General features: G+C 66.1%; 17 protein-coding genes and 1 pseudogene. 4 read left to right on the forward strand and 14 right to left on the reverse strand.

The features are described 5' to 3' along the window. Nucleotides 1-54: 54 nt before the first annotated feature. The 4 genes and pseudogenes from RFM40_RS30535 to RFM40_RS30550 all read left to right on the forward strand — a co-directional run. Nucleotides 55-312, forward strand: a pseudogene (locus tag RFM40_RS30535) (6,7-dimethyl-8-ribityllumazine synthase); the annotation flags it as partial. A gap of 157 nt (nt 313-469) precedes the next feature. Then, nucleotides 470-1,534, forward strand: a complete 1,065-nt coding sequence (fba, locus tag RFM40_RS30540) for a class II fructose-bisphosphate aldolase (RefSeq protein WP_320224278.1) — start codon at nt 470-472, stop codon at nt 1,532-1,534. 122 nt (nt 1,535-1,656) lie between these two features. Continuing rightward, a complete protein-coding gene (locus tag RFM40_RS30545; RefSeq protein ID WP_320223223.1) occupies nt 1,657-1,815 on the forward strand; it encodes a peptide ABC transporter permease in 159 nt (52 codons plus the stop codon). A 100-nt stretch (nt 1,816-1,915) separates the two neighbouring features. Then, nucleotides 1,916-2,641, forward strand: a complete 726-nt coding sequence (locus tag RFM40_RS30550; protein ID WP_320224279.1) for an MgtC/SapB family protein — start codon at nt 1,916-1,918, stop codon at nt 2,639-2,641. 27 nt (nt 2,642-2,668) lie between these two features. On the opposite strand, the gene RFM40_RS30555 is transcribed toward RFM40_RS30550, so the two are convergent. The 14 genes from RFM40_RS30555 to RFM40_RS30620 all read right to left on the reverse strand — a co-directional run bounded on the left by RFM40_RS30555 (nt 2,669) and on the right by RFM40_RS30620 (nt 19,773). Continuing rightward, nucleotides 2,669-3,904, reverse strand: coding sequence for a VWA domain-containing protein (locus RFM40_RS30555; RefSeq protein WP_320224280.1), 1,236 nt, complete (start codon nt 3,902-3,904; stop codon nt 2,669-2,671). Further along, entirely contained in the window at nt 3,897-6,155 is a 2,259-nt protein-coding gene (locus RFM40_RS30560) for a DUF5682 family protein (RefSeq protein WP_320278835.1), read from the reverse strand. Before RFM40_RS30560 ends, RFM40_RS30555 begins: the two co-directional genes overlap by 8 nt. Before the next feature lie 3 nt (nt 6,156-6,158). Next, nucleotides 6,159-7,238: an ATP-binding protein gene (locus RFM40_RS30565; RefSeq protein ID WP_320224282.1), complete on the reverse strand. Its 1,080-nt coding sequence runs from the start codon at nt 7,236-7,238 to the stop codon at nt 6,159-6,161. A 19-nt stretch (nt 7,239-7,257) separates the two neighbouring features. Then, a complete protein-coding gene (locus RFM40_RS30570) occupies nt 7,258-8,688 on the reverse strand; it encodes a DUF5691 domain-containing protein (protein WP_320278836.1) in 1,431 nt (476 codons plus the stop codon). Continuing rightward, a complete protein-coding gene (locus tag RFM40_RS30575) occupies nt 8,685-10,085 on the reverse strand; it encodes an SWIM zinc finger family protein (protein ID WP_320224284.1) in 1,401 nt (466 codons plus the stop codon). Before RFM40_RS30575 ends, RFM40_RS30570 begins: the two co-directional genes overlap by 4 nt. 113 nt (nt 10,086-10,198) lie before the next feature. Beyond that, entirely contained in the window at nt 10,199-11,476 is a 1,278-nt protein-coding gene (locus RFM40_RS30580) for an MGH1-like glycoside hydrolase domain-containing protein (protein WP_320278837.1), read from the reverse strand. Nucleotides 11,477-11,492: 16 nt separating this feature from the next. Further along, the gene (locus tag RFM40_RS30585) at nt 11,493-12,533 is read right to left on the reverse strand and encodes an ABC transporter ATP-binding protein (protein WP_320278838.1); all 1,041 of its coding nucleotides are present in this window, start codon (nt 12,531-12,533) and stop codon (nt 11,493-11,495) included. A 21-nt stretch (nt 12,534-12,554) separates the two neighbouring features. Then, nucleotides 12,555-13,403 carry a carbohydrate ABC transporter permease gene (locus tag RFM40_RS30590; protein ID WP_320278839.1) on the reverse strand — a complete coding sequence of 283 codons (849 nt, stop codon included), beginning with the start codon at nt 13,401-13,403 and terminating at the stop codon, nt 12,555-12,557. Continuing rightward, nucleotides 13,400-14,245 carry a carbohydrate ABC transporter permease gene (locus RFM40_RS30595; RefSeq protein WP_320224288.1) on the reverse strand — a complete coding sequence of 282 codons (846 nt, stop codon included), beginning with the start codon at nt 14,243-14,245 and terminating at the stop codon, nt 13,400-13,402. Before RFM40_RS30595 ends, RFM40_RS30590 begins: the two co-directional genes overlap by 4 nt. Before the next feature lie 88 nt (nt 14,246-14,333). Then, complete coding sequence (locus RFM40_RS30600; protein WP_320278840.1) at nt 14,334-15,605, reverse strand: ABC transporter substrate-binding protein; 1,272 nt, start codon at nt 15,603-15,605, stop codon at nt 14,334-14,336. A gap of 36 nt (nt 15,606-15,641) precedes the next feature. Further along, on the reverse strand, nt 15,642-16,685 hold the full coding sequence (locus tag RFM40_RS30605) for a substrate-binding domain-containing protein (protein WP_320224290.1): 1,044 nt from the start codon (nt 16,683-16,685) through the stop codon (nt 15,642-15,644). Between the two features lie 130 nt (nt 16,686-16,815). Then, nucleotides 16,816-17,589: an SDR family NAD(P)-dependent oxidoreductase gene (locus RFM40_RS30610; RefSeq protein ID WP_320278841.1), complete on the reverse strand. Its 774-nt coding sequence runs from the start codon at nt 17,587-17,589 to the stop codon at nt 16,816-16,818. Beyond that, entirely contained in the window at nt 17,586-18,383 is a 798-nt protein-coding gene (locus RFM40_RS30615; protein WP_320278842.1) for an SDR family oxidoreductase, read from the reverse strand. The genes RFM40_RS30610 and RFM40_RS30615 overlap by 4 nt, the downstream gene beginning before the upstream one ends. A gap of 4 nt (nt 18,384-18,387) precedes the next feature. After that, complete coding sequence (locus tag RFM40_RS30620; RefSeq protein WP_320224293.1) at nt 18,388-19,773, reverse strand: transaminase; 1,386 nt, start codon at nt 19,771-19,773, stop codon at nt 18,388-18,390. Nucleotides 19,774-19,874 lie beyond the last annotated feature (101 nt).

Here is a 19,874-nt window from a genome sequence, read left to right on the forward strand (position 1 = left end):
GGCCTTGGCTTCGGCGAGATCGCGCCGGTCATAGAGCCAGCGCAACTCCTGCAGGCAATCATCGGCACCGCTTTCGTCGTCAATGGCGGTATCTACCGGCACGACTTCGTCGCCAGCGCCGTCATCGACGGCATGATGAGTGTGCAGCTTGCGACCGGCGTGCCCGTGCTCTCGGCCGTTCTGACGCCGCACAACTATCATGACAGCACCGAGCACCATCGCTTCTTCCATGAGCATTTCAAAGTGAAGGGCAAGGAAGCGGCGAAAGCCTGCGTCGAGATCCTCACCGCGCGGGAGCGGATCGCCGCTTAAGCTCGACAAGGCCGATTTCAGCTCTGCAACAAGAATTGCGGCCGAAAGGACTCCAAAAGGTTGCGGTAACTCCGAAATCCGGCCAGAAGCAACGGGGCCGCCCGCCCGGGCGGCCTTTTCAAACACGGGCTCGAAACCAGATACGGGAGACTATTGGGTGGCTCGCATCACACTGAGACAATTACTCGACCATGCCGCCGAACACGGCTATGGCGTGCCTGCCTTCAACATGAACAATATGGAACAGGGGCTCGCCATCATGGAGGCGGCCGAGGAGACCAAGTCGCCGGTCATCCTGCAGGCCAGCCGCGGCGCGCGCGCCTATGCCAATGACGTGGTGCTGGCCAAGCTGATCGACGCGCTGGTCGAGATCCATCCCGACATCCCGGTCTGCATGCATCTCGACCACGGCAACAACGAGGCGACCTGCGTCACCGCGATCCAGTACGGCTTCACTTCGGTGATGATGGACGGCTCGCTGAAGGAGGACGGCAAGTCGCCGGCCGACTACGCCTATAATTCCGGCATCACCCGACGCGTCGTCGACATGGCGCATTGGGGCGGCGTCTCGGTCGAAGGCGAGATCGGCGTGCTCGGCTCGCTGGAGAGCGGCGGCGGCGAGCAGGAAGACGGCCACGGCGTCGAAGGCGCGATCAGCCACGACCAGCTGCTGACCGACCCGGTGCAAGCCGAGCAGTTCGTGCGCGACACCCATGTCGACGCGCTGGCCGTCGCCATGGGCACCAGCCACGGCGCCTACAAGTTCTCGCGCAAGCCGGACGGCGCGGTGCTGGCGATGAACGTGATCGAGGAGATCCACCGCCGCCTACCCAACATGCATCTCGTCATGCACGGCTCGTCCTCGGTGCCGGAGGAATTGCAGGAGATCATCAACAAATATGGCGGCCAGATGAAGCCGACCTGGGGCGTGCCGGTGGAAGAGATCCAGCGCGGCATCAAGCACGGCGTGCGCAAGATCAACATCGACACCGACAACCGCATGGCGTTGACCGGCGCGATCCGCAAGGTGCTGACCGAGAACCCGTCTGAATTCGATCCGCGCAAATATCTGACGCCGGCCATGGCGGCGATGAGGAAGCTCTGCAAAGAGCGCTTCGAGCAGTTCGGCACCGCCGGCAACGCGCCGAAGATCAAGCCGATTCCCCTGTCGGACATGGCCAAGCGCTACAAGTCGGGCGGCCTCGACCCGAAATTCGGCTAAGCCATCGGCTCCCGCGACCGGCTGAACCCGGTCGCGGGAGCCACATCCGGCGGAACTTCACGCCACCAAATAGGTTCCTGTCCTGACACCTCCCGCGCCCACCAGCAGGGAAGGAGCAGATCATGAGCAAGGATCGCGACGAGGAAGGCCCGGTCTTTTCCGGCCAGGACGCGCGGCAGGGCGAGATCATCCTGCGCACGCGCGCACGACGCATCATCTTCATCGCCGGGCTCGTCGGCATCGTCGTGCTGGCACTGGTGCTGAGCATCGTCGTCCGGTGAGGGCTGTTGGTTGGTGGCAGGCACACCAAGGAACCATCCGCGCCAAGCCAAGTTGAACAGTCCAGATGCAATAGAGGGCGCTGCTGCGCCGCCGTGACGGATGTTCGAGCCGCTTTGCTGCGACATGCCGCTTCATCCGACCTGGCCGGATCTCGTCGCGCGGCTATTGCTGACGCTTCTGGCAGGCTTCCTCATCGGCTTGAATCGCGAGGCGCGCGGCCATTCCGCCGGGCTGCGGACGACCATTTTGGTTGGCCTCGCGGCTTGCGTCGCCATGGTTCAGGCCAACATGCTGCTCGATGTGTCCGGCAAGGGGCCGGAGTCTTTCGTGCGCATGGATGTGATGCGCTTCGCGCTCGGCGTGCTCACCGGCGTCGGCTTCATCGGCGGCGGCACCATCCTGAGGCGCGGCGATCTCGTCACCGGCGTCACCACCGCCGCCACCATGTGGATCATGACAATGATCGGGTTGGCCTTCGGCGGCGGCCAGTTCGGCCTCGGCGCGATCGCGACGGTGCTGACCCTGGTGACGCTGCAGGCGTTGAAATGGGTCGATCTCCATATCCCGCGCGACCACAAGGCGATCCTGTCGGTCTCATGGCCGAAGAGTTCGCCACCTGACCTCCGGGACCTGATACGACCGCTCGGCTACGACGCGCGCTTCGTCGGCATGGAGCACGATCCCGACCGCAACCGCTTCGTATTTTCCTTCAACGTTCAATGGAAGCAGCCCGACGCGGTCGAGCCTTCGACGGATGTGCTGGCGGTGATCGCCGGGCACTGCGCGGTCGAGCGGTTCGAGGTGATCAGCGAGAAGGAGACCTGAGTATGCGATGCCAGAAGGCTGGCAAGCTTACTCGGCCGCGTTTGGGGTCTCGGTGTCGGCGCGAACGAGCTTGATGTCGGCGCTTGCCGCCCAGGCGCCAATGTCTTCCCGCCGCAGCGCCGCCGCCATCATGTCGGGAAAATGATCCGGCGTGCAGGCAAAGACCGGGATACCCAATGCCGCGACCGAACCGGCCATGGAGGGGTCGTAGCCGGGACGACCCTGGTCGGTCAGTGCAAGCAGCACGATGACATTGATACCGGACCGGACAAGTGCCGCCAGCCTTTGCAGAAGCTCCTTGCCGTTGCCCCCCTCATAGAGGTCGGTGATCAGCACGAAATGCGCCTTGGTCGGCCGCTCGATGCGCTCGGCGCAATAAGCAACCGCCTGATTGATGTCGGTGCCGCCGCCGAGCTGAACGCCGAACAGCACCTCGACCGGATCGCTGAGTTCTTCCGTCAGATCGACGATCGCGGTGTCGAAGCAGACGAGTTTTGTGCGCACGACAGGCAGCGAAGCCATAACGGCGGCAAAGATCGAGGCATAGATCACCGAGCTTGCCATCGAGCCGGACTGGTCGACGCAGAGCGTCACCTCGTCGAGGTCGACCAGCCGGCGCTGGCGGCGCATGAAGCCGACCAGCTTTTCCGGCACCACGGTCTTGTGGTCCGGCTGGTAATGGCGAAGGTTCGCCGCGATGGTGCGCGGCCAGTCGATGTCGCGCTGCCGCGGTCGGTTGGTGCGCCGCGACCGGTCGAGCGCGCCGCGGATCGCCTCGGCGGTCTTCTGCTCGAGGCGCTGCATCAGCTTGGCGACGATGTCGGAAATGATCGAGCGGGCGATGTCCTTGGTCTTTTCCGGCATCGCCGAGCGCAGCGAGACCAGATCGGCGACGAGATTGACGTCGGCCTCGATCGCCTTGAGGAACTCCGGCTCCATCAGCATCTGCTTCAGGTTCAGCCGCTCGAAGGCGTCCTTCTGCACGATTTGGACGACCTGCTCGGGGAAGAACGAGCGGATATCGCCCATCCATTGCGCGACGCGCGGAGCCGAACGGCCGAGACCGCCGCGCCGCTTGCGCTGGTCGGTGCCGAGATCGCCGCTGCCGTCGCCATAGAGCGCGTCGAGCGCCGCCGAAAGCCGGCGGTCTTCCGCCGAGAGCGCCGAGGAGGCCTCGTCGTCGGCGCCGATCGCCAGGCGCCAGCGGCGCTCTCTGGTTCCTTCCGTGGGATCGAGCTCCGGCCCGACTGTCTCATCATCCATGGCTGGGCTCCCCTGCGAGCAGCTTGCCGAGGAGATCAAAATGCCTGCGCCAGGCCTCGCCGCCATCGGGCGCCGGCATCAGCCCGGCGTGCAGGCTCGCTCGGCGGCCAAGCACGGCCTCGATCAGGCGCCGGCGCTCCATGCTGTCGAGGTTGGAAAAGACGCGGCGCAGCAGGGGCAGGTGCGCGACGAAGGCTTCCTCGTCGAGCGACGCCAGCCATGCATCGACGGCGCCGCGCAGCCCTTCGTCATAGATCAGCCGCTGGCCGGCGCCGCTGAAGAAGCCTTCGAAGAAGGCGGCTGCATCGATGACTGGCGTTCCGGGCGAAAGGCGCTTTGCCAACAGGTCGGCCGCGGCTTCGGCGGACAGGTGCCCGGCCTCGTAAAGCAGATGCGCGGCGCAACCGGCGACGAGCGCCGTCGAGCGCGACGAATCGAGCACGGCCGCCAGGGCGGCCCGCCAGGCGTCCAGGACATGCTCGTCCGGCTCGACCAGCCTGATCGCCTCGTCGGCCTTGCGCAGCGCGGCCATCAGCGCGGCGGCGGCCTGCGCGTCGAGGTCCCGCGCCGCATAAGGCAGCGCGATCGAGCCCTCGATGATCAGCCGCTCCAGCAGGCCGGCGAGGCGCTCCGTCTCGGTCTTGCGTGCTTCGCCATAGCGGATGATGTCGGCGAGCGGTGGCACCGAGGCCAGCAGCTCCAGGCATTCGCTGCTCACCGCCGCCTTTTCCTCCAGCGCGGCAAGGCCAGCCGCGGACGCTTCGCTCAAGGCTGCGGTGATCGCGTTCTGGACCAGCGTGGCCAAAGCATCGAGTGTCGCGGCGGCGCCGATCATCTGGATCAGGCGGCCGTTGGCGGCTTTCTCGATAGTCGGTCCGTAGACCAGGTTCTCCACCAGGCGAACAGCGTATTCCGGCTGCCAGGCCAGCATCCAGCGCTCGCGAAACGTACCGCGGCTGCGGCCAACGTCCGTCAGCCTGCCCCAGCTCACGCCGAGCACGTTCAGCCGATGCAGCAGCGTCGAGCGGAACAGCCCGCTCTCGCTTCTGAGATCGACGGAAAGTTCCCGCTCAAGGGCTTCCGGCTTCAGCCGCGCGGCCTTCTGGTTGCGCTGCAGGTCGTCGATCAGCGGCGCGAGCGGCGTGTCGGACGGAATCTCACCGACGTCGGTGCCGAGCAGCAACTCCGCCTCGACCATCCTCCACAGCAAGGCCTCGCCGTTGAAGAGCGCCGCGATCGAGGCGTCGCGCAGTTCCTCGAACCCCGGCTTCGGCCGTTCGCGGATGGCGGCGAGAGTGCGCGCCAGACGCTCCGCCTCGATCAGCGACGCGGTCGAGATCATGTGGCCCTTGGCCCGGAGCACCGAGGCGATCCGGGCGAGCCACAGGACCGAAGCATCGTCCTGCCCGCGCGTCTGCCAAAGATGCTTGCACCAGCCGGGCGCGACGACACCGGCGCCGTAGCCATAGCCCAACGCCAGGCGCGGTCCGGTCCATGGCGCGAAGGTCATGGTGGTCTTGCGCCGCCCGATGCCCTTGAGAAACGCCTGGTCGCTCTTTTGCGTATGCGCCGCCCGCAAGGCCGGCACATGCCATGCGCCGCAAACGACGGCCAGCGGCCCGTCGAACTCCTTTCGCGCGGCCGCGATCTCGAGGCGCATATGCGCTTCGCGCATGGCCTCGAACCTGCCGATCGACGTCTCCCCGTCGCGCAGCGTCGCCATCGCATCGGCGATGGCTGCGAAGATCGGGCCGGGCTCGGGATTCTGCTCGATGATGTCCGACCACCAGCTTTCGCCATCCTCATAGCCGGCGGCGCGCGCCAGGGTGCCGATCGGATCGTGGATGCGCGAGGCTTCTTCGCCCTGCCCTTCCATGGCCTTCGCTTCGGCGGCATCGGGGTTCGCTGAATCTTCAGGCGTCTTCTCGGCCAGGCGCGCCGCGGACGGCAGATCGATGAAGCGCAGAATTGCCTTGTTGGCAACGGCCCAGAGCGCCGCCTGATATTCCGGGGAGAACTCGGCGAAGGGCCAGAAGCTCGTCGCGGCGGGATCGTCCTCCGGATAGCAGAGCAACGCAACCGGCGGCTTCATGTCGGGACTGGCGAGCAGCGGCAGCAGCGGCGAGGCGTCCGTCGGTCCCTCGATTAGCACGGTGACCGGCTGCAATTCCTGCAAAGCCTTGACCAGGCTCTCGGCGGAGCCCGGCCCGTGGTGGCGTATGCCGAAATAGCTGATGCCGCCCTGCGTCATGGCTCAGATGGCTGCGTTGAGCGCCGCGTAATAACCGGCATAGTCAGGCCGCTTCTTCAGCACCGTCTCCAGATATTCCTCCAGCACGACCTTGTCCTGGACCGGATCCTTGACGATCGCGCCGACGAGGCTTGGCGCCAGGCCTTCGGCGTGGAGCTTGCCGCCGTCGAACCACGCCGCCTGGCTGAGACCGCTGATCATCGTGGCGATCGCCTCGGCGGTGGAGAGCGAGCCCGACGGCGTCTTCAACGTCACCTTGCCGTCGGCAGTCGCGCCGGAGCGCAGCTCGCGGAAAATGGTGAGCACGCGGGCGATCTCCTCACCGACATTTTTTGGCACCGGCAGGTCCAGTCCCCCGGCCATTTCGCCGACACGCCTGGAGACGATCGAGACTTCCTCGTTCATGTCCTCAGGCAAAGGCAGCACCACGACATTGAAGCGGCGCTTCAGCGCCGAGGAAAGCTCGTTGACGCCCTTGTCGCGATTGTTGGCGGTCGCAATGATGTTGAAGCCGCGTTGTGCGTAAATCGAGGTGTTCAACTCCGGCACCGGCATCATCTTTTCCGACAGCACGGTGATCAGCGTGTCCTGCACGTCGGAGCCCATGCGCGTCAGCTCTTCCAGGCGGCAGAGCTTGCCTTCCTGCATGGCCCGGTAGAGCGGCGTCGGCACCAGCGCCTCCCGGCTCGGACCTTTTGCCAGAAGCTGGGCGTAGTTCCAGCCGTAGCGGATCTGGTTCTCGTCGGTGCCTGCCGTGCATTGAACGATCAGCGTCGAGTTGCCCATGATGGCGCCGGCGAGATGTTCCGAGACCCAGGATTTCGCCGTTCCGGGAACGCCGAGCAGAAGCAGCGCCCGGTCGGTCGCGAGCGTCGCCACCGCGGTTTCCATTAGTTGCCGGCGGCCGACATATTTCGGCGTGATGAGCGTGCCGTCGCTCGCCTTGCCGCCCATCAGGTAGGTCAGCACGGCCTTGGGCGACAGGCTCCAGCCGGCAGGCTTTTGCCGGTCGTCGTCGCGCGCGAGCGCCTGCAGTTCGGAGGCATAGACCTGCTCGGCCGGGAGGCGGATGGCTGCGTTCATGCGATCTTCTCCGGGTTGATCATCTGTCGGATTGGGAAGGGTTTTCGGCCAGCGCCGCGTTGAGCCGCAGCAGACCGGGCGAGGGGGATGCGGGCGGCAGGCCGGCAGCCACGACGTCGTCGATGAATCTTGCTGCCGCCGGTGCGGTGGCCAGATAGCCGATCGTCTCGATGATTTCCTCGGCCGCCCGGCGCGGAGCATCTTCCTTGGAGGAAATGCTGTTGCGAAGGAGAGCGAGGAAACGTCCGTTCGACAGATCGTCCCAGCCCAGCCAACCGGCCTCGATGCCCTGCGCCTGGCCGAGCGCGGCAGGAAACTGCGCGTCCTTGATGATCTGACGAATGAGGACGCGCTGCCTGTGGCTGTCGAGGCGCGGCGCGAGATGCAGCACGAAGAGCGCCGGCTTGCCGCCGGCGGCGGTCAGCGTGTCGGCCATATGCGCGACGGCGGCGTCGCTGCCCGAGGCGGCGACCATGCGCGAGAGAAGCATGTCCGCATTGTTGTCGGTGCCGAACTGCCAGCTCGTTATGAAATCGGCTTCCGTCACGCCGAACCGGGCCGCCAGATCGACAAGGTTGCAGAGCTCGAACAGCTCGGCGCGGCGCTGTTCTTGAGCATGCGATTTGGTTTTCGCTGGCGCGTAGGTGGTTCGGCGGCGGATGAAGCCGGCCTTGCCTTCCTCGACGAAGCCGGCGAGTTCCGCCACGGGGACGTCTGCGCCGCCTTCGCCCTGTTGGCCCAGCATCGCCAGCATGCGGCCCGCCAGCTCACGGACCTTGCCCGAGCGGTCGGCGGATAAGCTTTTCAGGAACGGCGCGTCGTCCGGGCCTAGCCCGACACGGACAAGCTCGATCAGCGACAGCCTGACCTCGGCGGATTCCGCAAGCGCCTTGGCCTCGATCAGCAGCCTTGCCGCCGCTGGTTCGCTCCTGCGCATCGCGGCCAGCGCGACGCGCCGCGAAGCCGGGTAGAAGTCGGTCCAGTTTTCGGTGGTCAGTTTTTCGTGTGAGCCGTGCCGTTCCTGCTCGGCACTCGCCAGCCAGTCGACCCACGGCGCATAAACATCCGGAGCGTTTTGGTCGGAGGGCATCCAATCCAACGGATGGGTGACAAAGCCACGGCTGGCGACCAGCGTGACGACTTGCGCCTTGCGCCTCGCGTCGGCGGCATGTTTCAGCGCGGCCCGCAGCGGTGGCCGCAGGTGATCGGGAAGCATCGGCAAAGCGAGCACCGGCAGTGGCGGGCGTCGCTTCAGGGTTTTCGGTGCCGCCGGCCGAAGCGCGACATCCAGCGCCTGCGCGGCGATCGCCAAGAGCCGCCGCTCCCGCTCATCGGGGTTTGAGGCAGCGGCGAGTTCCTTCCATTCAATGGGGGCAAGTTCGAAAACGGCGCCGCCGGAAATCCAGCCGTCGCGCAATCTCGCCAGTCCAGCCTGCTCGAGCTCGTTCACGACAGATCGAGCCTCCCGATGCTGCTCTGCGACGCCAGAAGCTCGAGCCTGGCGCCGTTCCAAAGCGCCGCCGTCGCCGCGAGGTCGAGGCCGAGCAAGGTCTGGCTGACGGAGCCCGCGACAGGCAACGCGATGCCATGCGGATCGCTTGCCGCCTGCCACCAGGCGCCGTCCTTCTCGTCCAGCGCGATAGCGCCGGCCGGCAGGATGACCGGGCAGTCCGACAGCCATGGCGCACCATCCTGGAAGGCGGCGTAAGCCACGAGCGGATCGACGGCCGCGTCAGGGGCGAAATCGGGCCAATCGCCCGGCGCGGCCTCGCCCAGTCGTTCCGCGACCAGCGCCCGCAGCGGGTTACGGGACGGATAGAACACCAGCCTCGCCCTGAAGCGGTCTCCCGGCGCGAAGGCGCCTGACCGTCGCCCGGCCGATGCCGGGAAGAAATCGAGCAGCACGGCAAACCGCGGGGTCGGGCTCCTGAGATCGAGCAGCCACGTCGCGTGGCTGACGAGGCCATCGCGGCGGGTCTCGATCTTCTCACCGAGCACCTCCCAGTCGCTCTCGACCTGGACGGTATCCGGATTGGCGAGGATCTGGTCACGCGTCTCCGATGTCGAAACGAGGCGCTTCAGCTCGGCATCGTCGGGCGCGGCGCGCCAGGCCTTGGCGAGCAGAACCAGCTTGCCGAGCTCGCGGATCGCCGCGTCCGGCCGCTCTTCGCTACGCAGCGCCATCAGCCGCGCCGGCAACTCGTCGATACGCCCGGCGAGTGCTGTCGCCTTCAGGTCGACAAGCCGTGCCGCGATGCGGCGGCAGCGCTCGCTGCAGGCATTGACAAATCCGGCGAGGCCGAGCCGGAGTTGGTCGGCAATCCATTGGTCGAGCTCATCGAGCGCTGCCGACACCGCGCTGCGCGTGTCCTCGGCCCGCTTGCGCTGCGCCGCCTCGCGGCGTTCAGCGGCCGCAGCGTCTTCGACCGGGGCGCTTTCCTCCGGCCGCGAGGCCTCGTCGATGCTTTTGCCTTCCGCGCGTGCTGGTGCCTGCGCCGGCGGCTGGCCCGGCTTGCGGCGCCGGCCAAGCCAGTCGTTCACCCAATCGGGCGTCTGGTCGACGCGCGCGAAACTGGTTGGCGCCGTGGCGCCGATCCACATCAGCGCCAGGATGTGCTTGCACGGAAATTTTCGCGAGGGACAGGTGCATTTGTAGCCATGATCCGAGGTGTCGAACGCGACTCGATAGGGATTCGATCCAGAGCCTTGGCATTCGCCCCAGATCAGCGGCAGCTGTTCGTGCGCTTCAAGCCGGGGCCAGTTCGACCGCTTGGTCAGCTTGGCGGCGGCGCCAAGCGAGGCCTGGTCGGGAGCTAAAGCCTCGATTGTTTTCAGATCCAGCTGCAAGCCGCGCGCCCCCATGGCCCCCGAAGCATGATGTCGCGACGATTGATAGCCGTTTGCGGCGCGCTGGTGTAGCTCCAGCCGTTGCAAAGTTTACAGGCTCGATAAACGCGCGCTTACATTCCGCGCAAAAATTCGATGACCATCGCCGCCGTCCAGGTGAAACGGCCGCCGCCGAGCGGTTCACCGGTGAGCGGGTCGTAATATTCTGCGAAGCCGCTTTCGGTGATCAGGTCGAGACTGGAGCGGGTGATGCGCCGGGCGACCTCGGCGTGGCCGGCCGTGAGAAGGCCGTCGGCGATCATGTAGTTGACCACCAGCCAGACCGGGCCGCGCCAGTAGCGTTTGGCGTCGAAGCGCGGATCGTCGGGATCGTGCGAGGGCACGATGTGGCGCGCCTTGCCGGCCAGGCGCTCGACCGTTGCGGCGATCGCTGCGGCACGCGCCTGCGGGATGGCGGCGAAGGCCGGCAGGACGCCGCCAACGGAGGCGCTGTCGACGAGCTTACCGGTTAGGCGGTCGAGGCAGAGATATTGGCCGTGCGCCTCGCTCCACAGGCGCTCCATCGCAGCGATGCTCTTTTCGGCGCGGGCGCGATTGGCTTTGGCGATCCCGGTGTCGCCCAGCGCCTCGGCGAGATCGGCAAGATCGGCCGCGGCGCGGATCAGGATGGCGTTGAAGCCGGGATCGACGATCTGGAATGGCGAGGCGTCGTGCAGCAGGGCATTGTCCCAGCCCAGCCCGCGGAAATGCTGCACCAGCCAGAGATAGCGATCATATTGCGCCTGGGTCGGGCGATGGGCCGGGTCGGCATGCAGGATGTCGCGACGGATGTAGGGTTCGACCCCTTCGGTCGGCACGCGGTCGAAGGCTTGGTCCCAGTCGATGGAGTTGTCGCGGCCGGACTCCCAGGGGTGGATGATCGCAACCAGCCCCTCCCCGTTGGGGTCGCGGTTCTCATAGAACCAGCGGTGCCAGGCGTCGATCTTGGGCAGCAACTTGCAGGCCCGTTCGGCCGCCAGTTTCCTGTCGCGCGCCCTGTCGAACAGGCGGCGCACGGCAAAGCCGGCGACGGCCGGCTGCGTGATGCCGGAGGTTGCGGTCGGGCGGCCGGTGCGCCAGACCTCGGGCCCAGGAAAGTAGCCATCGTTCCAGACATGGAAGACGATGTGCGGAACCATGCCGTCGGGCCATTGATGCGCGAACAGGGTCTCGATCTCGGTCCAGGCCCGCGCTTCGTCATAGTGGGCGAGGCCAAGCGCAGTCAGGCAGGAATCCCAATTCCACTGGAACGGGTAGAGGCCTTTCGTCGGGATGGTGTAGTCGCCGTGGTCGTTTTCCTTCAGCACCTCGACGGCGCGGGCGATGATGTCTTTGGCGGCAGAGGCGGTCATGGCGGCTCGAGGTCTTTCAGAGGGCATTGGTGGTTTCGGGGTCGAACCAGCGGATGCGATCGGGCTTGGGGGCGAGCCGCAGACGGTCGCCCACGGCAACGGCGGCGCTGGAGTCCAGCACGGCGCGGAACAGTCCGCCTTCGACATCGCAGGTGACCAGCGTGTGCGGCCCTAGCGGCTCGACGACGCGCACGGTGGCCTGCAAACCATCGTCGCCGGCGTCGACGTCCTCGGGCCGGATGGCGAATTCGATCGCTTGCCTGTCCGACTTCGGTCCCGGCAGCGTCAGCCCAGCTACGTTCCAGTCGCCGTTCGCGGCTTTGGACGCGGGCAGGAAATTCATCGGCGGGTTGCCGATGAAGGAGCCGACGAAACGCGCGGCCGGATTGCGGTAGATCTCGACCGGCGAGGCGGCCTGAACGATGCGGCCCTGATGCATGACGGCGATGCGGTCGGCGAGGCTCATCGCCTCGACCTGGTCGTGGGTGACGTAGATGGTCGTGGTCTTCGAGGCCGCGAGCACGCCTTTGAGCTCGGCGCGCATCTCCAGCCGCAGAAGCGCGTCGAGGTTGGACAGCGGCTCGTCCATCAGGATGACATCGGGCTCCGTGGCGAGTGCGCGGGCGACCGCGACGCGCTGGCGCTGGCCGCCTGACAGCTGGCCGGAATATCGCTTCAACAGTTGCTCGATATGCATCAGCTCGGCGGTGCGGCCGACGCGGCGCTCGACCTCGGCCTGCCCCAGCTTCTTCATGCGCAAGCCGAAGGCAATGTTCTCGAACACGGTCAGATGCGGGAAGACGGCGTAGTTCTGGAACACCATGGCAATGCCGCGGTCGCGCGGCGGCAAATGGTCGACGCGGCGGCCACCGATCCAGACCTCGCCCTGGCTCGGCGTTTCCAGCCCAGCGACGATCCTGAGCAGCGTGGTCTTGCCGCAGCCGGAGGCGCCGAGCAACACCATGAATTCCCGGTCCGCGACGGCGAGGTCGACCTGATGCAGCGCAGTGAAGCCGCCAAAGCGCTTGGCCACTCCCTTGATGGCGATTTCAGCCATGAGCGTTCTCCGTCTCGCGCGTCATCGGTTGGCGATCCCCCACATGGCGAACAGATATTTCCTGACGGCGAAGATGAAGATCAGCGCCGGCACGACCAGCGCCGCGCCGCCGGCGAATTTGAGATAGAGCGGCGACTCGCCAAGGCTCTGCAGCAGGAAGGCGGTCAGCGTGCGGTTCTCGATGGTGAGCACCGCGGCGGCGAAGACCTCGTTCCAGGAGATGGTGAAAGCGAACACCGCCGAGGCTGCGATACCGGGCAAGGCCAGCGGCAGGATCACCTTGCGAAACGCCTGCCATCGGGTGCAGCCGAGCGTCCAAGCCGCTTCCTCCAGTTCGACCGGTATGCCGGAAAACAGCGAGAAGGTGATCAGCACGGCAAAGGGCAGCGCCAGCGTGGTGTGCACCAGCGCCAGGCCGATCGCGGTGTCGTCAAGGCCAGTGCGGATGAACATCACCGCCAGCGGCAGCGCGAGCAGCGGCAGCGGAAAGGCGCGGGTCATCAACACGAGGAAGCGGAACGCGCCCTTGGCCGGGAAATCGAAGCGCGACAGCGCGTAGCCGGCCGGTGTCCCAAAGCCGATGGAAAGGATCATCGTCAGCGTGGCGACGAGGACCGAATTCCACAGCGCCCTGGCGACGCCGGCGAAGTTGATGAAGAAGGACAGGGTGCCGAGATCGAAGGGCGGGAAGAAGCGCCTGGGAAAGGTAGTCACTTCTTGCGGCGACGACAGCGCGTTGACGATCAACAAGTAGATCGGCAGCAGCACCCAGACACAAAGCAGGATGGTGGTGGCGACGAGCAGCCAGTCGCCGGCCTTGCGCGCATCGACGGTTGCAGCCGTGACAGGCGCTTCGGCGACGGCACTCATATCCGTGCCTCCTTGGGCACGCGCAGCACTCTCAGGAAGAACAGCGTGAAGCCGATCGAGATGGCGAGGATGAGCAGCGCCGAGGCGGCGGCGACATTGCGGTCCTGCAGCGTGAACTGCCAGTTGTAGGTCTCGCCCATCAGCACCGGCAGATTGGTGCCGCCAAGGGCGGCGACGACGGCGAAGACCTCGAAGGCGAGGATGACGCGCAAAATGATCGCCGTCTGCAGACTGGGGCGCAACAGCGGCAGGGTAATGCGGACGAAGCGCTTCCATGGGCCGGCGCCGAAGACCTCCGCCGCCTCGTAATATTCCTTGGGGATCAGCCCCATGCCGGCGACGAGGATGACCATCATGATGGCGGTGGCGCGCCAGATCTCGGCCAGCGCGACGGCGATGAAGATCGTCAGCTTGCTCTGGTAGCCGAGGAACATGATCGGGCGATCGACGATACCGAGGCCGGAAAGCAGCGTGTTGAGGAAACCGGACTGGTCGAAGATGGCAAGCCAGATCAGGCCGGCGGCAAGGTCTGAGATGCCGAGCGGAATGGCGAAGATGTAAAGTGCTGCACTGCGCCCGCTCTCCAGCCGCGACACGACGCTCGCCATCAGAAGCGCCATGGCGAGCTGGATCGGCACAACGATTGCGGCAAGCAGCAGCGTGTTGCGGACGGTGGCCGGAAACTTCCAGCTGCCGGCCATGGTGCGGAAATTGTCGAGCGTGAAGGCGCCGTCGCGGGTGACCGCCTCGAAGGCGACGAGCGCGAAGGGATAGAGGAAGAAGACGCACAGGAATAGCGTCGCCGGCATCAGCAGCAGATAGGGCAGAGCCTTGCCGTTCATGGTGTTTGTCCTTGCGCGCTATCGTCGAGTGCGGCGGTCTGGGCGCCCGGAGCGCAACAAACTCCGGGCGCCCCCTCGGGAGGATCGGTCAGTCTACCGGGCAGGCCCCTTCGGACGGCTTGTCGGGCGCCCAGCACGGCGCCTTCGCCTGGTCGATGATCGCCTTGAGCGCCGCCGCCTGCTCTTCAAGCACGCCGTGCACGTCCTCGCCGCCGAGCACGATGCGCTCGAAGCTGTCGCTATAGACCTGGTTGAACTTGCCGCCGAGGTCGCCGAGCCCCATCGGCGGCAGCGCCGGCAGGGCATCGGGCGCGCCGGTCATGGCGGCGATCACCGGCGCGAAGGCTTTCACCGAGGCCGGCATGTCGTCGGGAAGCTTGACATCGACCACAGGGAAGAAATTGGTCGCCTTCAGCGTCGCGATCTGCGTTTCCGGCTTCAGCATATAGGCGACCAGCGCCTTGGCCTTGTCGATGTCGGGCGACGTCTTCGGGATGGCGACGCCGGCCACGACCGGCATGAAGCCACGGCCGGCGGGACCGGCCGGCGCCGGGAAGGCGACGAAGTCGCCGGGTTTCTGATTGAAGGCGTCGGCGAGGCGCGCGACGTGGTCGAACGCAACCCAGACCTCGCCCGACAGCAGCGGCTCCTGCATGAAGGCGTAATTGGTCGAGTTCGGATTGGTGTACTGCCAAAGCTCCTTGAACTTGTTCCAAGCGGTCTCGGCTTCGGGCGAGCGGAACTTGGTTACCATCGAGCCGGTATAAGACGGGTAGAGAAACCCCTCGAAGAAGCGGTGCTTCAGTCCCTTCGGACCGGCTGGAAAGCCGAATTTCGGCGAGCCGGTCTTTTCGGCGATGTTCTTCGACCATTCGATCAGCTGGTCGTAGGTAATGGTGTTGAGATCGACGCCCGGCGGCAGATATTGCAACGCCTGCTTGTTCGCCGCCATCAGATAGGTGGCCTGCATCCACGGTATGTATTTCTGCTCGCCGGTACCGAGCAAGCCGAGCTTCTTGTAGGCCTCGTTGATCTTGACCCCGCCAACATCGACGGTGGAGAGATCGACAAGGCTGGCGCCGACGGTGGAGAAGTCGCCATGCAGGCCACCGAGCACGCCGATGGTTCCGGAGCCAGCCTGCAGTTCGGCCTGCAGTCGGGTGAGCCAGGGGCCGTCCTCCGCGACCTGATAATCGACCGGACCGTCGAATCCTTTCAGCACCTCGTCGCGCATCTTTTGCGTTTCCTCGACCGGGCGGGCCTGCGTCGACCAGAACAGCACCTGCTGGGCGTGGGCGCCGCCAATGGCAAGCGACAGCGTCAGCGCGGCACCCAACAGCTTCTTCAAAATATTGGTCATGCTCTTCCTCCCTGGATTGACGCCGTCATGCCGGCGTCAGCTTCTTGTCAGCGGCGCTGGTCCATGGCTTGCCCTTGGAACCAGCGTCGGCCGGATCAGCCGGGTCAGCGGCGCGGCCGATTTCTCGGCGATAACGGTGAGCAGCATGTCGGCGATCTCGCGCGCGCACTGGCGGATCGAGGCATCGAATGTGGTGAGGCCGGGCGGCGCATAGGCCGAAGCGACGACGTTGTCGAAGCCGATGACGGAGAGGTCGCGCGGGACGGTAAGGCCGGCGCGGGCCGCCTCTTCCATCACCGTCAGCGCCAGCTCGTCGAACAGAGCGACGATGGCCGTCGGCCGGTCTGGCCTCTGCAGCATCCGGTTGACAGCCTGGATGCGGGCGCCGCGATCGAAGCGTGGGGCGGTCGCCACATCGAGCCGCACCGACGGATCGCCGCGACGGGCGATCGCGGCGGCGAGACCGTCCTGCCTGAGATGCCGAAAGGTCATCGGCTCGGAAATCGTCACCAGGCCGAAATGGCGATGGCCGAGATCGTAGAGCATGTCGAAGGCTTCGCCGAAGGCATGGGCGCCGTCGGTGTCGAGCCAGTTGTAGTCAAAATCGTTGTCCAGCAGTCGGCCATGGGCGACGAACGGAAAACCGCGCCGGCGCAGATAGGCAAGACGCTCGTCGACCTCGGCGATGCGGGTGACGACGACGCCGTCGGCGCGCCCCGATTCGACGACATGGCGCAGCACGGCAAGCTCGGCCTGGTCCTGCGCAGCGGTGGCGAGGATGAGGTCCGAGCCATGCGCCACCAACCCCTCACCGAGCCCGGTCACGAACTCACCGAGAAAGGAATCGACCAGGTTGGGCCCGCGGATCGGCAGCACCAGGCCGACGAAGCCGCTACGGCCGGAAACCAGCGTGCGCGCCGCGGTATTGGGCACATACCCGGCCTGGCGCGCCGCCTGGACGACACGCTCGCGCGTCTTCAGGGCGATCTGCCGATGGCCGGCAAGCGCGCGCGAGACTGTCGTGATCGACAGGCCGAGGCTGGCGGCAAGCTCCTTCAACGTGGTGACACGGGCCGGCAATCGTTCCTCCCGAACGCGACATTGAAACGTTTGTAATCGGCTTTTGCCGAATTGCAAACGTTTTAAATTTTTTGCAAGCGGTTGGCTGCCCGCAGCGAAAGATGCGTCGAGCCGCACCCTAAAGGGTCCGTCACACCGCCCTGTTCTGCGTCGGTGCGCGGCCGCCGCCGTCGGCGACCAGCACCGCGCCCGTGACGAAAGACGCTTCGTCGGACGCAAGGAACAGGCAGCAGGACGCGATCTCTTGCGGCTCGGCGACGCGGCGCAGCGCGATGCGGTTGGTCAGCGCGGTAAACTCCTCTTCGGGCGTCGAGCCATTGGCGCTTGCGGCCACTTTCATCTCGTAGACGCTCATCGGCGTGCGCACCCAACCGGGCGCCACGGCGTTGGCGCGAATGCCATCGGGGCCATGCGCATAAGCCAGCGAGCGTGTGTAGGAAACGAGTGCGGCCTTGCTCGCCGAATAGGCGGCGTTCTGGCCGCTTCCGTTGAAGGCGCCGACCGAGGCAATGTTGACGATCGCGCCGCCGCGCTCCTTGAGCAGCGGCAGCGCCGCCCGGCAGACCATCATCGAGCCGGTGACGTTGACGGCGAAACTCTTCGCCCAGGTTTCGTCGCTCAGCGTCTCTGGCTCGTCGAGGATCATCACGCCGGCGGCGTTGACGACAATGTCGAGGCGTTCGCCGCAGGCATCGATGGCGCGGGCGATATCGCCGGCATTGGTGATGTCGCCGCGCACGGCGATGCCGCCGATTGCCTTCGCCGCTTCCTCCAGCACCTCCCCGCCATGGCCGAAGGCGATGACCTTGGCGCCCTCCCGGCCGAACAGCTCGGCGGTGGCGCGGCCCATGCCGGTGGCGGCACCGGTGACCAGGGCCGTGCGGCCTTCGAAGCGCCGGCTCATGCCAGCCCCCAATGCCGTTCGACGGCATAGCCGGTCTCCGGCAAGGTCGAGCCGCCATCGACGACGATGGTCTGGCCTGTGGTGTATTTCGCTTGGCTCGAAGCGAGATAGAGCATGGCGTAGGCGATATCGTCGGCCTCGCCGAGCCGGCCGGCCGGGATGAATCGCCCAAGCCGGCCCGCCACCTCCGGCTTGCTCATCGTGCCGCGGCCGGGCTTGGCGATGAAGCCCGGCTCGACGCCGTTGACGGTGATGCCGTCGCGGGCGAATTCGAAAGCCGCACCGCGAATGAAGGCGTTGACGCCGGCCTTGGCCGCCGAATAGTGCGCGCCGCCGGCCATGGCGACACGCGCCGACACGGATGAAGTGACAAGGATGCGGCCGAAGCCATTGGCGCGCATCGCCGGGGCAGCGGCCTGCGCAAGCCAGAAGCAGGCTTTGAGGTTAACCGCCAGCGCTTCTTCGAGCTTGTCCTCGTCGAGCTCCTCGACCGGGGCCCAGGGGCAGCCGCCGGCATTGTGGACGACGATGTCGAGCCGCCCGCCTTCGCGCACGATGTCGCCGACTAGTTCATGCAGCGCCGCGCGGTCGAGCCCGGCAAGCGCAACGGCGCGGGCGGACAAACCCCGTGCCGACAGGCCGGTCGCCAGCGTCTCGGCGACATTGAGCGTGCGATTGGCGATAACGAGTGAAGCGCCCGCTTCGGCGAAGCGCGTCACGATGGCAGCACCGATGCCGCGCCCGCCGCCGGTCACCAGCGCCACCCTGCCCTTGAGATCGAACGGATTCGCCATCGCTTCAGGCGACGCCCGCGCCGCGGACCAGATCGACGAAGCGGGAAAAGACTTCCGTGTGGCTATCGACATCGGCCGCCGACGTCGCCGGGCACATCAGGAACATGGTGTGGAACGGCGTCACCAGGATGCCTTCGTTCATGTAGAAGGCGTGCAGCAAGGTCTCGAGATCGCCTCGACGCCCGGCGATGACGTCGGCGCCGTTGCGCGGCGGGTTCGACATGAACATGAGCTCGGCGCGGGCGCCGACCTGCGTCACATGCCAGGGCAATTTGTTCTCGCTGATGATGCCGCGCGCCGCTTCGGCAAGCCGTGAGGCGTTCTCAATCATGCGTTCGAAATTGGGCGGTGTCAGCACCTCTTCCAGCACCGCGCGCATGGTGGCAATGGTGAGCGCGTTGCCGGCGAGCGTGCCGCCGATGCCGAGATGCGCCGACTGGCGCACGCGCGGATTGACCATCGGCACGATGTTCCACAGCCGTTCGGCAATTTCCCGCGAGACGCCAAAGATGCCGGCCGGAATGCCGCCCGCGATCGCCTTGCCGGCAACGAGAATGTCCGGCTCCAGCCCGTGCAGCGCGGTATAGCCGCCGGGACCGCTGGAGATGGTGTGCGTCTCGTCGATGACGAGCACCGCGCCGGTGCGGCGGGTGATCTCGCGCAGCGCGGCGTGAAAACCGTCGGCGACCGGGATCATGCCGAAATTGGTCATCAGCGGCTCGGTAAGCACGCAGGCGACGTCGCCATGCGACAGCGCTTCCTCGAGCGCCGCCGCGTCGTTGAACTCAACCACCCTGGAGACGGCGGAATGGTCGACACCGTTCGGATGGATCATGTTGCGCATGCCGACGCGGCCGTCGCGGATCTCGACATGCGCCTCCTCGACGCCGCCATGGTAGCAGCCGGAGAAGACCAGCACCTTGTCGCGGCCGGTGATCATGCGCGCGATGCGGATGGCGCCACGGTTGGCGTCGGTGGCAGAGGTGGTCAGCGTCCAGTAAGGCAGGCCGAAGCGGCGCGTAAGCTCTTCGCCGACCCAGAGGCTGTCCTCGGTGGGCAGCATCATGGTCGTGCCGTTCTGCAATTGGTGCAGCGCCGCGCGGGTCGCCGCCTCCGGCGCGTGGCCGCACATGCCGCCCGTGTCGCCGAGCGCGAAGTCGACATAGTCGTGGCCGTCGATGTCACGGATATGGGCGCCTCTGGCCGAAGCGGCATAGACCGGGAAGCCGCCGGCCCAGCGCCGCATCCAATGCGACGGCCCGCCATAGAGGAAGCGCTTCTTGCCCTCTTCCCAGGCAGCCTTCGAGCGCGGATGCGTATCGAGGAATCGTGCCTGCTCGCGGTCGAGCAGGTGTTCGATCGTTGATTGCTGCAAATCGTTGGCGGCCATCACGGCGCTGAACTCTCCCTGGCGCGCAAAATTTGGGGCACGTATGTTCCCAATCCGGTTCACTATTTGAACCACCGTTTTGTATGCTATAGACACACTGG

The sequence above is a fragment of the Mesorhizobium captivum genome (assembly GCF_033977165.1).
Lineage (GTDB): Bacteria > Pseudomonadota > Alphaproteobacteria > Rhizobiales > Rhizobiaceae > Mesorhizobium > Mesorhizobium captivum.

Bases quoted from the DNA above. Each gene is read 5' to 3' on its own strand.
- RFM40_RS30545 (WP_320223223.1), top strand. From the start codon at position 1,657: ATGAGCAAGGATCGCGACGAGGAAGGCCCGGTCTTTTCCGGCCAGGAC.
- RFM40_RS30550 (WP_320224279.1), top strand. From the start codon at position 1,916: ATGTTCGAGCCGCTTTGCTGCGACATGCCGCTTCATCCGACCTGGCCG.
- RFM40_RS30555 (WP_320224280.1), bottom strand. From the start codon at position 3,904: ATGGATGATGAGACAGTCGGGCCGGAGCTCGATCCCACGGAAGGAACC.
- RFM40_RS30560 (WP_320278835.1), bottom strand. From the start codon at position 6,155: ATGACGCAGGGCGGCATCAGCTATTTCGGCATACGCCACCACGGGCCG.
- RFM40_RS30565 (WP_320224282.1), bottom strand. From the start codon at position 7,238: ATGAACGCAGCCATCCGCCTCCCGGCCGAGCAGGTCTATGCCTCCGAA.
- RFM40_RS30580 (WP_320278837.1), bottom strand. From the start codon at position 11,476: ATGACCGCCTCTGCCGCCAAAGACATCATCGCCCGCGCCGTCGAGGTG.
- RFM40_RS30585 (WP_320278838.1), bottom strand. From the start codon at position 12,533: ATGGCTGAAATCGCCATCAAGGGAGTGGCCAAGCGCTTTGGCGGCTTC.
- RFM40_RS30590 (WP_320278839.1), bottom strand. From the start codon at position 13,403: ATGAGTGCCGTCGCCGAAGCGCCTGTCACGGCTGCAACCGTCGATGCG.
- RFM40_RS30595 (WP_320224288.1), bottom strand. From the start codon at position 14,245: ATGAACGGCAAGGCTCTGCCCTATCTGCTGCTGATGCCGGCGACGCTA.
- RFM40_RS30600 (WP_320278840.1), bottom strand. From the start codon at position 15,605: ATGACCAATATTTTGAAGAAGCTGTTGGGTGCCGCGCTGACGCTGTCG.
- RFM40_RS30610 (WP_320278841.1), bottom strand. From the start codon at position 17,589: ATGAGCCGGCGCTTCGAAGGCCGCACGGCCCTGGTCACCGGTGCCGCC.
- RFM40_RS30615 (WP_320278842.1), bottom strand. From the start codon at position 18,383: ATGGCGAATCCGTTCGATCTCAAGGGCAGGGTGGCGCTGGTGACCGGC.
- RFM40_RS30620 (WP_320224293.1), bottom strand. From the start codon at position 19,773: ATGGCCGCCAACGATTTGCAGCAATCAACGATCGAACACCTGCTCGAC.